Here is a 13,605-nt window from a genome sequence, read left to right on the forward strand (position 1 = left end):
AAATAAATTATTCCCATTCGATGGTTGCCGGCGGCTTGGAGGAAATATCCAGCACAACACGGTTAACACCTTTTACCTCGTTGATGATCCGGTTGGACATACGGGCGAGGATATCGTTAGGGATGCGGGACCAATCAGCGGTCATGGCATCGAGACTGTCTACCATGCGCAGTGCAATGACGTGCTCATAAGTACGGTCATCACCCATTACGCCGACAGTCTTGAGCGGCAGCAGAACAGCGAAGCCCTGCCAGACCTTGCGGTACCAGCCGGAAGCATGCATTTCATTCTGTACGATCTTGTCAGCCTGACGCAGGATTTCAAGACGCTCTTCAGTGATTTCACCCAGAATGCGGATAGCGAGACCCGGACCGGGGAAAGGCTGACGCCAGATAATGAACTCGGGCAGACCCAGTTCGTAAGCAACCTTACGGACTTCGTCTTTGAAAAGTTCACGCAGAGGTTCAACCAGCTCGAGATCCATATCTTCGGGCAGTCCGCCAACATTGTGGTGAGACTTGATTACTGCGGAGGGGCCTTTAAAAGATTCGGACTCGATTACATCGGGGTAAAGAGTTCCCTGCGCGAGGAATTTAACATCCTTGAGCGCGGTTGCTTCTTCGTTGAAAACATCAATGAAGGTGTAACCGATAAGCTTGCGCTTCTTCTCAGGATCTTCAACGCCTTCAAGCTTATCAAGGAAAAGCTTTGCGGAATCAACGCACTTAACGTTGAGTTCAAAATGCTCTTCAAGGAAGCCGATGACTTCTTCACGCTCGTGCATACGCAGCAGACCGTTATCAACAAAGATGCAATGCAGTCTTTTGCCGATGGCCTTGTGCAGCAGAACAGCAACAACAGTAGAATCAATACCACCGGAAAGGCCGAGAACAACCTGATTGTCACCAATCTGTTCGCGCATTTCCTTGATGCAGTTCTCTACGAAAGAGGACATGGTCCAGTCAGCTTTAAGACCGGCAATTTTGAAAACAAAGTTGTTGATGATGGTAGTACCGCTCTCGGTGTGGGCCACTTCGGGGTGAAACTGGAGAGCGTACATTTTCTTGTCATCATTAGCCATGGCTGCGAAAGGAATGGATTCGGTAGTACCGCAAACTTCAAAACCTTCGGGAATAGCTTCAACGCGATCACCGTGGCTCATCCAGACGGTGAGTTTTTCCACGTCTTCGATTCCTTCGAAGAGAGCGCAATCAGCAGAGCCTTTAAATTCGGCGCGGCCGTATTCACGGTCTTCGGAAGAAACAACGCGACCACCGAGATCGTTGGTCATAAGCTGCATGCCGTAGCAAATGCCCAAAACAGGCACGCCCAGCTCAAGCAGAGAAGGATCAAGCTGCGGAGACTCATCTTCCAAAACGGAGGAAGGACCACCGGAGAGGATAAGCGCACCGGGATTGAGATCCTTGATCTTCTGCGGATCAACATTACAAGGGTGAATTTCGGAATATACACCCGCTTCACGGATTCTACGGGCGATCAGCTGAGTAAACTGAGAACCGAAATCCAGAATAATTACTTTATTATCGTGCTGCATGACGACTCCTGATTAGTAGGAATCAACCCGGTAGTTGGGTGCTTCCTTGGTAATAATTACATCATGTACGTGGCTTTCCTTGAAACCGGCGGGAGACATGCGGGTGAACTGTGCTTTTTCTGACATTTCAGCAATATTAGCACAACCAACATAACCCATACCGGAACGGAGTCCGCCGATTATCTGGTAGACACTGTCGGAAACTGGTCCTTTGTAAGGAACTCGGCCGACGATTCCTTCAGGAACCAGTTTGTTGGTATCCTTCTGGAAGTAACGGTCAGAACTACCCTTCTTCATTGCGTCGATGGAACCCATGCCGCGATAGAGTTTGTAGCTACGACCTTGATAAAGAACTTTTTCACCGGGGCTTTCATCAGTACCAGCGAACATGGAGCCCATCATTACGGTATTAGCACCCGCAACCAGAGCCTTAACAACATCGCCGGAGAACTTGATACCACCATCACCGATCACGCATACGCCGCGTTCCTGACAAGCACGAGCTGCTTCCATGATAGCGGTGATCTGCGGAACACCTACACCTGCAACAACGCGGGTGGTGCAGATAGAACCGGGACCGATACCAACTTTAACAGCATTAACACCGGCATCGATAAGTGCCATAGCGCCGTCGTAAGTCGCGATGTTACCGCCTATGATCTGAACATCGGGGTAGCAGGAACGAAGTTCCTTAATGGAATCAAGGATACCCTTGGAATGACCATGAGCGGAATCAAGAGTAAGAAAGTCAACACCACCGGAAATAAGCGCAGAGCTGCGTTCCATAAGATCACGACCAACGCCGACAGCAGCACCTACACGCAGGCGACCAGCTGAATCCTTGGCAGCATTGGGGTACTTTTTAACCTTGTCGATATCTTTAATTGTGATCAGCCCGGTAAGTTTATTTTCCTCGTCAACAACCAGCAGTTTTTCAATGCGGTTGGTGTGCAGATGACGTTTTGCTTCTTCTGAAGAAGTTCCTTTCAGCACGGTCACGAGGTTACGGCTGGTCATCACTTCGGAAACAGGAACATTACGGTCGGTAATGAAACGAACGTCACGATTAGTAATGATACCTACAAGGTGCTCACCCTTTACAACAGGAAAACCGGAAATCTTGAATTCGGCCATAAGGTCGAGAGCCTTGCCCACAGTATCATCAGGATGAACTACGATGGGATCGGTAACCATACCGGACTCAGACTTTTTAACCCTTTCAACTTCACGGACCTGATCGCGTACGCTCATATTTTTATGAACAACGCCGACACCGCCATGACGGGCCATCTGGATCGCCATCTTGGACTCGGTGACAGTATCCATTGCGGCACTGACCAGTGGGATTCCAAGAGTGATCTCTTCGGTGAGTTTGGCGGATACGTCCACACTATCGGGAAGAACTTCCGAATAGGCGGGCAAAAGCAGAACATCGTCAAAAGTCAGAGCCTGACCTACTACCTTTTCCATATTGCCCTCGCAAAATGATTTGAAATATTATCTAAAAGAAAAGAGAAATCATTACATTATGATTCCTCTCAAGGGACCGCCCCGGTCGTTTTTGGCGATCTACCGGGCAGCGGTGCCATCAGTTTCACAGGAGTTTTGGCAGGTTCTTCCCTGCCGGGAATTTCAATCTTTTATGAACTGATTATATACTTTTTTGCCACGGACTCAAGGCCGTAACCAAAAAGTTATTAAAAGTGTTCGGCACCGCATATTTGCAAGGCCGATTTTTGTCAATACTTATATTGCCTCCAGAAGCTCTTCGAGGGACAGAGAATCCTAGTATATTTTTTCACAAAAAGCAGCGAAGCCTAACTAAAAAAAGTTTGGGATTCTCAAACCCTTTTCAAAGGGTTTGAGCCGCCGGAGGCAAAATCAATCATTATTAAAAGCGCATAGCGCATCAAAACAAATGCCCCCGGCAGGCCGCCGGAGGCATTCGATGTACTATCTACAATCCGAGATATGCTTTTTTGATATCCTCGTTATCAAGAAGCTTATCGCTGGTGTCAGAAAGAATAATCTCCCCGTTTTCCATAACGTAACCACGATGCGCTGTCTTCAGGGCGAGATTCGCATTCTGCTCAACCAAGAAAACAGTCGTGCCGCTCTCTTCGTTGATTTTCTTAACTATCTCAAAAATCTGACGGATGATCAGCGGAGCAAGTCCGAGCGAAGGTTCATCAAGTAGCAAAAGCTTGGGCCGGGCCATAAGCGCGCGGGAAATTGCCAGCATCTGCTGCTCACCACCGGAAAGGTTACCACCAAGCTGCTTGCGACGTTCCCAGAGGATAGGAAAAAGCTCAAATACATGATCCATATCAGCTTTGACGCCATCCTTATCATCACGCAGAAACGCGCCCATATCGAGATTCTCGGTAATGGTCAGATCAGGAAAGATAAGACGCCCTTCAGGAACCTGCGAAATTCCCATCTTTACGATCTTGTCCGGCTTGGCCTTATGGATAGGCTCACCGTTGTAAAGAACTTCACCTGTGCGGGGAGGCACAACACCGCTGATAGTCATCAGAGTAGTGGTTTTGCCTGCTCCGTTGGCCCCGATGAGGGTGATAATTTCACCCTGCCCTACTTCAATATTAATATTGCGCAGAGCCTGAATATTTCCATAAAAGGTATTTACGTTTTTAAGTTTAAGCATCGACGAGTTCCTCCCCGAGATAAGCCTTGATTACAGCGGGGTTCTCGCTGACTTCCTGCGGTGTGCCGTGCGCAATTTCACGCCCGTATTCAAGCACGAACAAACGGTCCGACAAAGACATAACCATCTTCATATCATGTTCAATGAGCAGAACCGAGATTTTATGCTTGTCCTTAATGGAAACGATCAGCTCTTCAAGTTCTGTTGTTTCCTGCGGGTTCATACCTGCTGCGGGTTCGTCCAAAAGTAGAATGAATGGATCGGTTGCTAAAGCACGGGCTATTTCCAGCCTACGCTGTGCACCATAAGGCAGGTTGCGGGCCAATTCATCAGCAAACTGGTCAAGACCGAGTTCCTGCAAAAGTTCATAACTCTTAAGGATGGTCTCCTGCTCTTCCCTGCGGGTTCGAGGATCACGAAAAACCGCGCCGAGGAAGGTAGCCTTGGTCCGGCAATGACAGCCTATCATGACATTTTCAATCACTGACATTGAAGGAAAAAGCCTGATATTCTGGAATGTACGGGCCATTCCCATTTCTGTCACTTTATTAGGCTTCATGCCGTTAATGCGTTTGAAGCCCTCGCCATACGGATCAATATTAACATCACCCTCAGTGGGGTTATATATTCCGGTAATGCAGTTGAAGAAAGTTGTCTTACCCGCTCCGTTGGGTCCGATAAGAGCTACGATCTCACCTTCTTTCACATCAAGATCAACATCATCCAGGGCGCGCAGACCGCCAAAATCTTTACTGACGCCCTTAACTTCAAGAACTGTTCTTCTTTCATTACTCATGGGCGCCACCTAAAGCCTTTTTCACTGCGCTGATATCAATTTTTTTGCGAACATCCCGAACCAGTCCCTGTGGCCTGAAAACCATAACCAGAACCATGGTCGCACCGAAAATGAGCATGCGATATTCCGAAAAATCCCGCATATACTCCGGTAACAAAATCAGTACAAGTGCACCAAGAATTACCCCGAGAATTGAGCCCATACCACCGAGAACAACGATGGAAAGAATGATTGCCGACTCAAGGAAGGTGAATGATGCCGGGTTGATGAAAGTAGTTTTGGCAGCAAAGACAACACCGACCAGCCCTGCCCATGTAGCACCCAGCGAGAAGGCCATCAGCTTGGTCTTCATCTTATCGATACCCATGGCCTGACAAGCAATTTCATCTTCACGAAGAGCCTGCCATGCACGTCCGATACGGGAGTTCTTGAGCCTGTTGACTACAAAGATGGTAAAAATAACCATGACCAGCATCAGATAGTACATAAAATTGATCTGGGCCATAAACCCTTTGGCAAAACCAAAAAACTCAGGACGAGCAATATTGGAAATACCGGAAGGTCCATGGGTGAATGTCCCCCAGTTTTCCAGCACAAGGCGGATAATCTCACCAAAGCCAAGGGTTACGATGGCGAGATAGTCACCGCGCAAACGCAGCACCGGAAAACCGAGCAAGATACCACAAAGAGCACCCAGCAAAGCACCGAGCGGCAAAGCCACCCAGAAGCTTATTCCCCAATACATGTTCATGAGTGCGTAGGAATAAGCCCCTACCGCATAAAATGCCACAAAACCGAGGTCGAGCAATCCCGCCAGACCTACAACAATATTCAACCCCAGCCCCAGCACCACGTAAATAAGTGCCGAGGTCATAACGTTAACCTGATACATTGAAAACAGTTTGGGAAATGCAACGGCAAAACCGGCCACAGCTATAAGTGCAGGCCAGTATACTTTGGGGTTGGACATGAGTTTGCTGAAAAGGGTTACCTTTTCAACGCTGGCCTGCTCTTCTGCCTTCTGGCCCTTTTCCTTGCGCTCCAGCATAAAACGCCAGAGGTAGGATAAAACAAAAGCAGCTACCCCTACATATAAAACCCGGTCAAAATGCCAGGTTACAGACTTATCAATGGTATTCACGAAGACCCCCATAATGGGCAGGGTCAAAAACATGAACCACAATGAAGCCAGTATAGATTTTTTCAAGCCTTCCATATTAAAAATTATCCATTTTTATCATTTTTAATCAGCGGGAGACAGCTCCCGCACCATCAGCCGAGCTGTTACACCTTCTGGATCGGAGCCTTTCCAAGCAACCCGGAAGGCCTGAAGATGAGGATAAGAACCAGCAATGCGAAGGCGAAAACATCTTCGTAGTCACTGGAAACATATCCGGTGCAGAAACTCTCGGTCCAGCCGAGAATAAGACCGCCCAGCATAGCACCGGGAACGGAACCGATTCCGCCGAGAACAGCGGCTGTGAAAGCCTTGATACCAGCGATAAACCCAATAAAAAAGTTGATCTGCCCAATGTGTGAGGCAATAAGCACCCCGCCCACGGCCGCAAGAGCGGAACCGATAACAAAGGTGGCTGAAATAACCTGATCAACATTGATGCCTACGAGCATAGCCATTTTACGGTTCTGAGCCGTGGCGCGCATGGCCTTACCCATTCTGGTAAATTTGATAAAAAGATTAAGAGCAACCATAACCACTGCGGCTACGACAATGATGACAAAGTCAGATGAGCCGACCATGGATTCATACTTCCCGAGAAAATTAAACTCAGGAATCAGGCTGGGGAAGGAAAGAAAGTCTGAAGTCTGGGACAGCATCACGTAGTTCTGAAGAAAAATGGACATACCGATGGCGGAAATGAGCGGAGAAAGTCTCGGCGCACCACGCAACGGGCGGTATGCAATCTTTTCAATAGTATAACCATATGCTGCGGCATAGATTATCGCAGCAATGGAAGCCAGAACGACGATGGAAGCTGCCGGGAACCCGAAACTGGTAAGAATCCCTGCGACAACAAGCCCCACAAATGCCCCGATCATATAGATTTCACCGTGGGCAAAGTTAATCAGTTCAATAATACCGTAAACCATGGTGTAACCGAGGGCGATGAGCGCGTAGATGCTTCCCCTGGTCAGACCACTGAAAAATAATTCCAGAAAATATTCCATTTGGACCCTGCTGAATCAAGAGTCAGGGGACAGACTTAAGGTCTGCCCCCTGAACCGGAATTGCTAAAAAAGGAAGTTTATTTAACTTCCACGTACTGGCCATCTTTAACCTGATACACGGAGAAACCTACGCCGATGGCGTCGCCCTTGGCATCGAACTTAATCTTACCAACGGGAGTTTCAACTTCGTTGTTGCGCAGAGCATCAACGATTTTGTCGTAATCAGTGGACTTGGCGTATTCAATAGCCTTGAGCAGAGCCAGAGCTGCGGAATATGCTTCAAAGTAGAAAGCACCGGGTTCCGCACCGTAGTGGGAATCTTTGTACTGCTTAAGAGCAACAGCATACATGGGGTTACCGGTAATATCCTGAGGACCGGTAGCGTAAACACCTTCAGCTGCTTTGCCAGCGATGTCGATAAAAGTCTGAGCCTTAACACCGTCGTCAGACAGGAAAGGAATGGTCATTTTTTTCTTGCGCATCTGGGAAACGACTTTGGAAGCTTCTGGGTGATAACCACCGAAGATAACGCCGTCAGCACCGGAAGCTTTGATTTTCTGCACAACTGCGGAATAATCTACAGCACCGGGGGTTACGCCTTCGAACAGAACGGGCTCAACACCTTTTTCCTTGAGGTACTTCATAGTATACTCAGCGAAACCTTTACCGTAATCACCTTTATCATGGATGATAGCGGGCTTTTTGAGGCCGAGTTTTTCAACAGCAAACATGGCTGCCAATGCACCCTGAGCGTCATCGGAAGCGATAGTTCTGAAAAAGTTGGGATAGTCGCCGCTTAAGGTCAGCGAGGGGCTGGTTGCGGAGGGAGACATGCAGACCAGATTGGACTCTTTATAGATAGGAAGAGCTGCCTTGGTCGGACCGGAGCAAATGTGGCCGAGAACAACGTTTACCTGATCGGAAAGAAGTTTCATGGCCGCGTTGGTAGCGAATTCAGGTTTGCACTGATCATCCTGAAGAGACAGAACAACCTGTTCACCGTTTACGCCACCGGATTCGTTGATGGCTTTAACCACGAGCTTTGCGGCTTCAACTGTAGGAAGACCGTAGGAAGCGAGATCGCCACTATGAGCACCGGGAACACCGAGAACAATTTTGCCTGCTGAAGCAGAACCGAAACTACTGATGGTCATCATAGCTGCGACCAGCAGTACCAGCAATGAACGTTTCATTATAACACTCCTTGACTGCGTTAATTTGGGCCGTTCAAGCCCGGTTACCGTATTCACCTGCGTAACAACTCGTGCCAATTCGCCACAAGTAAGAAACGTGAATAACCCTATCATGTTATTACAGCTGTTGAAAACAACAGACTGCGACTATTCATTGATTTCCCGCAAGTAATGTCCAGATCCGGCAAGACGGACATATTAAGATTGCGCAAAAACAACTAACCTTCACTATTAACTAGCCAGCATTGAGCAAACTTGTCAATGTTTGGCTACAAATCACGAATAAAGTAAGCCAAATTAACCTGCTCGTAAATAAATAGTCTGTTTTACCCTCTTTTACACCTGTAAGAAAATCAAAAGTTCGAAGTAAACACTCACTACTGCTATTTCGCAAAAATGAAAAGCATATGCAACTCATATACAAAAAAAGGGAACCCGTTTTCACGGATTCCCTATTAAAAGTAATATATAAACAACAATTACTGTTCTGGGTGAGCGTCCTTTTTCAATTCCTCTTCAGCACGTTTTTTCATTTCAGGAGAAGTTTTGGAATTGGCAATGATCTGCTTCAGCTGGGCATCAGCTTCTTCATGCTTATGCAGGTAATACTTCTTAACAATAGCGGCATTAAACCCGGCCATGGAATCGTCCGGATTAATTGCAACAATTTTATCAAACACTGTTGCAGCCTGTTCAAACTGCTCAGCCTGATAGTAGCACATACCAAGTCCCATAAGAGCCGGCACATTTTCCGGCTCCACGCTGACCACCTTCTCGAAGAAAGTCTGCGCACGGCCATAGGCCCGGATCATCATAAAGGAATTAGCGAGTTCGAGCTGGATTTCCAAATTATCCGGCTCCTTACCCATCTGTTCCATAAGTTCACGAACATGCTTCATGGCATCTTCGCTCATACCTTCGCCCATGCCGCCGGGCATACCGCCGCCTTTACTCTGCTGCTGGAACTCAACCTTGTTGCCGGGATGGCTCATCCGGTAAGTAAGCGAAGAAGCAAACAGTGCAACAAGCCCAAGACCAAGCAGCCAGACAACAGCTTTCTGCCCGCCGATGAGGGTAAAATCCTTGAGTGATTTACTTGTCATTATCGAGCATCTCCATCTGCCTGATACGGCGATCCATTGATGCTCCCTTGGCCGCGATAAAAGCCAGATAACCGGCAATCACGGTCCACACAGCGATATTAGCAATCAGAAGGTAAGTTTCACTATTCATTATATATACTCCTGAATTTATTTTATTCTTGATCCCAAACCATGCGGGCATCTAATTTGCCCGAAAGTCTGACCTGACGATAACGTACCGCCAGCAAGACCAGCCAGAACAGACCGAATGCCGCCAGATTGACCATCAACGTAGTCAACATTTCAGGCTCCATTCCGCCGCCCTTTGCACCGAGGACATTGGGATGCACACTTCTCCAGAGTCGCGCAGAGTAAAAAACGAGAGGGACATCTACAAATGCGACAACTCCGAGAACCGCACAGACAAGTGAACGACGTTCAGCCGACATGGGAGAAGTCCTGAGCACGAGATACGCAGCGTAAACAAACCACATAATTAATGTAGTGGTCAGCCGCGGGTCCCAAGTCCACCAGACATTCCATGCCGCCCTGCCCCAAAGGGAACCGGTGACAAGAGCCAGTCCGCTGAAGATCACACCGATCTCAGCAGCAACTCCGGCAATATAATCAAACTTGATATCACGTTTCAGCAAATACGCCGCACTGGCAACAAAAACCACGAAAAAACTAATCATGGCCCAAGCCGCCATTGGCATGTGGATATAGAAAATCTTCTGAACCAGCCCCATGGTCATCTCAACGGGGGCATACATCCAGATAAGATATTGTCCGGCACAAAGTGCTATACCGGCCAGTAGTGCCGCGATTGCAAGATTCATTTACAAGCTCCGTAATAGCTATATTTAACGGCCAGCCTATTGCTCGCCGCTGTACACAAAAGGAAAAAGGATCAGGCCTGCACCACTGAACAGGGCCGAGGCGGCAACAATAATGCCCATCCACGAATCCTGATCCATGATATTAACCCCGGAGAACACCGAAGTCATCAATTGTATGGCTCCCAGTAGGATGGGCAGCAGCAAAGGGAAAAGAATCACTGAAAGCAGAGATTCCCGCGCAGCCTGTCCTTGAGATATTGCACCGAGCAATGCCCCAAGGGCGACCAGCCCCCAATCAGCAGCCAGCAGGGTCGCAGCAAAAATTGCAAACGATCCTTTCATATCCTGACCGAGAAATACAATTGTGGCCGGGAGAAACACAAGCTGCGAACAAAGCAGCAGCCCGAACCCGGCAAGACCTTTACCAAACCAAACAGCGTGTAATGGAACTGGTGATGACAGCAGCCCCAAACGCGCTTCGTTTGATTCTTCCATTGAAAACAAAGTGTTGAAAACCAAAACCAGTCCGAAGGATGACGCGAGCCAAAAAATGGCTGAAGCCGCCTGCGGCTCAACCAGCTGCCCTGCCGGACGCGATAAGCTGAACACGAAGATCAGCAGCAATCCCAGCAAAACAGCCTGAGTCAGTCCCTGCCCTCCACCGATGGAAAGGCGCAAATCCTTAGCCGCTATGGTCAGTCCGCGCTTAAGCATTCTCCCCTCCCAATACGGTTTCAGGGTCGAATTCAGCAGCGGAACCAAGATAGGCCATCCTGCGCCCGGCGAGTCCAAGGACCCGGTCGGCAAGGGAGGTGTCGTGATTAACATCATGACTGATCCAGACAATGGCAGTGCCACGGTCACGCATGGCCACAACTTCCTCACGCAAAAGCGTAAGCGAAGCCTGATCAAGCCCTGTTCCCGGCTCATCCAGAAAAAGAAGCTCCGGATTAACAAGGAAAACACGGGCCAGATTCAAACGCTGGGCCATACCTCTTGAATACGAACCGGCCTGTTCTTCGGCAGCTCTCTCCAACTCCACCCTTTTGAGTAAAGCCATAAGCTCCTCACGGGAAGGGGAAAGACCATACATGGAGGCCCAGAATGAAAGGTTCGCCAGCCCGCTGAGGCGCGGATAAATAAAGGTGGAATGTCCGAGATACGCGGTCTTTTCCGGCTCAGTCAAAATCTCCGCATCCCCGGCTGAAGGCCGAGAAAGACCGGACATGATCTTGAGCAAAGTTGTTTTACCGGCACCGTTACGCCCTACCACGAGAAGAATCTCCCCGCGCAGTACATCGCAACTGACATCCTTGAAGATCAACCTTGTCCCGAAGAACTTGGCCGCCTTACGAACCTTAAGAGCTATTCTTTCATTCTCAGCCACGGAATCCGCCTAAGTCAGTTTCGGTTTTCTGAAAGCCATGAATCCAAAGAGGCACATCAAAGTACCACCGATCCACATCCAGTTAATAAGCGGGTTAAGACTCATCTTAAGCGTCGCATTACCTTCAGCATCCACGCTCAGCAAAGTAGCGTATATTTCGCTGCCGAGACTGGGAATAACCGAAACTTCAGCAAAAGGCTGATCAAAGTTACGATAAAGTCTGCGTTCAGGCGCGAGCAGACCGACAGGCTTGCCGTTCTGGGTAACTTCCACGATTGCGGCGATATGCGCCATTTCGGGAGTCTGGCCTTCGGTCAGTTTTTTAAAAGTCATTGTGTAGGTGCCGAGCTGAACACTTTCGCCCTGCTTCACTACATATTCATGTTCAACCTTGTTCGGACCGGACCATGCCACACCGAGGAATACAAGAGCCACACCGAAATGCAGTCCGTAAACACCGATCATGGAGCGAACTTTGCGCAACTGGGGGATAAAAGCAAAAACGCCGAGAATCCCGACCAGAGAAGCAATTGACGCCGCACTGGTGATCAAACCGAGAGGATTATGCAAGCCGCAAGCATAACTGATAGCACCGCCGCCGATAAAGGCACCGCCCACCAGATACAGACCACGCTTATCAAAAATACCCTCTTTCCAGTTGAACCACGGACAGACCGTAAAAATAAGAATTATCAAGCTGAACAAAGGCAGGCAGACACGGTTGTAAAAACCAGCGTCAAGCCCGATTGGATTCGCGCTCCACATCTTGCTGATCACCGGCCACATGGTTCCCAGACCGACCACAAGGCCGAGACCGAGAAAAGCCCATGCCGCAATAACAAGCATGCCCTGTCTGCTGTTCAAACCGGAAAGAGTTCTGGAATCAGGACGAGGCCCGGCCACAAGAACAAACACGATCATAGCAAGAAAGGAAAGCTGGAAAAGTAGCAAAGGAAGTGCCACACCATTTTCACCATAGGCATGCAGGGACTGCACTACACCGGAACGTACCAGATAGGTAGCAAAGATGCAGAGCAGCAGCGTCAGACTCATAAGAAAGACATTAGTCCTATGAAGTGCCTTGCGCTTAATCTGGATGATAGCAGTATGCATGAAAGCGGAAGCACTAAGCCACGGAATGAGGGAAGCATTTTCCACGGGGTCCCATGCCCAGTAACCGCCCCAGCCGAGTTCCATGTAGGACCACCAGCAACCGAGGACGATTCCGGCAGTCAGGAAAATCCAGGCCAGAATGTTCCAGTTACGTGAAAAGGCAACCCATGATTTAACTTCGCCGGCAAGGTACGCTGCAAGAGCAAGGGCCGCAGTACTTGTAAAACCTGCATAGCCGAGGAAAAGCAGCGGCGGATGAAAAATCATTCCGGGGTTACGCAGCAACGGGTTCATGCCCCGTCCGTCCGCAGGTGTTGGCACCAGTTCCATAAAAGGATTAGACCAGCTGGTTAAGAGGAGCAGGAAAAAGGCCTGCACCACCATATAAAACAGCCAGTAATAAAGTCTTGTTTTTTCTGAAAATTCCTTAAAGAGAGGAAGTTTCGCAAAAATAACTCCCATAACAGCAATAGACAGCATCCAAAAGAGCAGAGAACCGTCGGCCCCGGCCCAGAATGCTGTAAGCGTATAAAAGATGGGAAGTGTATTATCTACATACTCGTAGATGTATTTAAATGAATAATCCCTGTTGATAAGGGCAACAGTAAGGATAAAGCTGGCACCTACGACCAGACCGGCGATTGCAATATTCGCCTTGTCAATCAGTTCCAGCACACTGCGTTTGCCCGTAAGTAGGGCCAAGCATGCATAAGCACCTGCCCCCAACGCCACAAGCAGGGCGATGAGAAGCAACAGGTTGGCAAAAAGCTGCATATTATATTTACTCC

At 48.7% G+C, this 13,605-nt stretch carries 13 protein-coding genes; all 13 read right to left on the reverse strand.

The window, feature by feature from the left end; all coding sequences use genetic code 11:
* Positions 1–7: 7 nt before the first annotated feature.
* The 13 genes from D0S45_01660 to D0S45_01720 all read right to left on the reverse strand — a co-directional run bounded on the left by D0S45_01660 (position 8) and on the right by D0S45_01720 (position 13,591).
* Positions 8–1,555, reverse strand: a complete 1,548-nt coding sequence (locus D0S45_01660; GenBank protein TIH20072.1) for a glutamine-hydrolyzing GMP synthase — start codon at positions 1,553–1,555, stop codon at positions 8–10.
* Between the two features lie 12 nt (positions 1,556–1,567).
* Positions 1,568–3,025 carry an IMP dehydrogenase gene (gene guaB / locus D0S45_01665; GenBank protein TIH20073.1) on the reverse strand — a complete coding sequence of 486 codons (1,458 nt, stop codon included), beginning with the start codon at positions 3,023–3,025 and terminating at the stop codon, positions 1,568–1,570.
* A 487-nt stretch (positions 3,026–3,512) separates the two neighbouring features.
* Positions 3,513–4,220 (reverse strand): ABC transporter ATP-binding protein, encoded by a 708-nt coding sequence (locus D0S45_01670; GenBank protein ID TIH20074.1) that lies wholly within the window; start codon positions 4,218–4,220, stop codon positions 3,513–3,515.
* Positions 4,213–5,016, reverse strand: coding sequence for an ABC transporter ATP-binding protein (locus tag D0S45_01675; GenBank protein TIH20075.1), 804 nt, complete (start codon positions 5,014–5,016; stop codon positions 4,213–4,215). The genes D0S45_01670 and D0S45_01675 overlap by 8 nt, the downstream gene beginning before the upstream one ends.
* A complete protein-coding gene (locus tag D0S45_01680) occupies positions 5,009–6,232 on the reverse strand; it encodes a branched-chain amino acid ABC transporter permease (GenBank protein ID TIH20076.1) in 1,224 nt (407 codons plus the stop codon). The genes D0S45_01675 and D0S45_01680 overlap by 8 nt, the downstream gene beginning before the upstream one ends.
* 68 nt (positions 6,233–6,300) lie before the next feature.
* Positions 6,301–7,203, reverse strand: coding sequence for a branched-chain amino acid ABC transporter permease LivH (locus tag D0S45_01685; protein TIH20077.1), 903 nt, complete (start codon positions 7,201–7,203; stop codon positions 6,301–6,303).
* Between the two features lie 77 nt (positions 7,204–7,280).
* On the reverse strand, positions 7,281–8,396 hold the full coding sequence (locus D0S45_01690) for a branched-chain amino acid ABC transporter substrate-binding protein (protein TIH20078.1): 1,116 nt from the start codon (positions 8,394–8,396) through the stop codon (positions 7,281–7,283).
* 479 nt (positions 8,397–8,875) lie between these two features.
* The gene (locus D0S45_01695; protein TIH20079.1) at positions 8,876–9,499 is read right to left on the reverse strand and encodes a tetratricopeptide repeat protein; all 624 of its coding nucleotides are present in this window, start codon (positions 9,497–9,499) and stop codon (positions 8,876–8,878) included.
* Positions 9,489–9,629, reverse strand: a complete 141-nt coding sequence (locus D0S45_01700; GenBank protein ID TIH20080.1) for a CcmD family protein — start codon at positions 9,627–9,629, stop codon at positions 9,489–9,491. Before D0S45_01700 ends, D0S45_01695 begins: the two co-directional genes overlap by 11 nt.
* A 22-nt stretch (positions 9,630–9,651) precedes the next feature.
* Entirely contained in the window at positions 9,652–10,317 is a 666-nt protein-coding gene (locus D0S45_01705; GenBank protein TIH20081.1) for a cytochrome C biogenesis protein CcmC, read from the reverse strand.
* 36 nt (positions 10,318–10,353) lie between these two features.
* A complete protein-coding gene (locus tag D0S45_01710; GenBank protein ID TIH20082.1) occupies positions 10,354–11,031 on the reverse strand; it encodes a heme ABC transporter permease CcmB in 678 nt (225 codons plus the stop codon).
* Complete coding sequence (locus D0S45_01715) at positions 11,024–11,704, reverse strand: ABC transporter ATP-binding protein (protein ID TIH20083.1); 681 nt, start codon at positions 11,702–11,704, stop codon at positions 11,024–11,026. The genes D0S45_01710 and D0S45_01715 overlap by 8 nt, the downstream gene beginning before the upstream one ends.
* A 9-nt stretch (positions 11,705–11,713) precedes the next feature.
* Positions 11,714–13,591 (reverse strand): heme lyase CcmF/NrfE family subunit, encoded by a 1,878-nt coding sequence (locus D0S45_01720; GenBank protein ID TIH20084.1) that lies wholly within the window; start codon positions 13,589–13,591, stop codon positions 11,714–11,716.
* Positions 13,592–13,605: the final 14 nt, after the last annotated feature.

This window comes from Marinifilum sp. JC120 (assembly GCA_004923195.1).
In the GTDB taxonomy this organism is placed as follows: Bacteria; Desulfobacterota; Desulfovibrionia; order Desulfovibrionales; family Desulfovibrionaceae; genus Maridesulfovibrio.

Excerpts from the sequence above, each read along its gene's own strand:
- D0S45_01685 (TIH20077.1), bottom strand. The coding sequence starts at position 7,203 with ATGGAATATTTTCTGGAATTATTTTTCAGTGGTCTGACCAGGGGAAGC.
- guaB (TIH20073.1), bottom strand. The coding sequence starts at position 3,025 with ATGGAAAAGGTAGTAGGTCAGGCTCTGACTTTTGACGATGTTCTGCTT.
- D0S45_01700 (TIH20080.1), bottom strand. The coding sequence starts at position 9,629 with ATGAATAGTGAAACTTACCTTCTGATTGCTAATATCGCTGTGTGGACC.
- D0S45_01660 (TIH20072.1), bottom strand. The coding sequence starts at position 1,555 with ATGCAGCACGATAATAAAGTAATTATTCTGGATTTCGGTTCTCAGTTT.
- D0S45_01695 (TIH20079.1), bottom strand. The coding sequence starts at position 9,499 with ATGACAAGTAAATCACTCAAGGATTTTACCCTCATCGGCGGGCAGAAA.
- D0S45_01675 (TIH20075.1), bottom strand. The coding sequence starts at position 5,016 with ATGAGTAATGAAAGAAGAACAGTTCTTGAAGTTAAGGGCGTCAGTAAA.
- D0S45_01710 (TIH20082.1), bottom strand. The coding sequence starts at position 11,031 with ATGCTTAAGCGCGGACTGACCATAGCGGCTAAGGATTTGCGCCTTTCC.
- D0S45_01680 (TIH20076.1), bottom strand. The coding sequence starts at position 6,232 with ATGGAAGGCTTGAAAAAATCTATACTGGCTTCATTGTGGTTCATGTTT.
- D0S45_01670 (TIH20074.1), bottom strand. The coding sequence starts at position 4,220 with ATGCTTAAACTTAAAAACGTAAATACCTTTTATGGAAATATTCAGGCT.
- D0S45_01705 (TIH20081.1), bottom strand. The coding sequence starts at position 10,317 with ATGAATCTTGCAATCGCGGCACTACTGGCCGGTATAGCACTTTGTGCC.
- D0S45_01690 (TIH20078.1), bottom strand. The coding sequence starts at position 8,396 with ATGAAACGTTCATTGCTGGTACTGCTGGTCGCAGCTATGATGACCATC.
- D0S45_01720 (TIH20084.1), bottom strand. The coding sequence starts at position 13,591 with ATGCAGCTTTTTGCCAACCTGTTGCTTCTCATCGCCCTGCTTGTGGCG.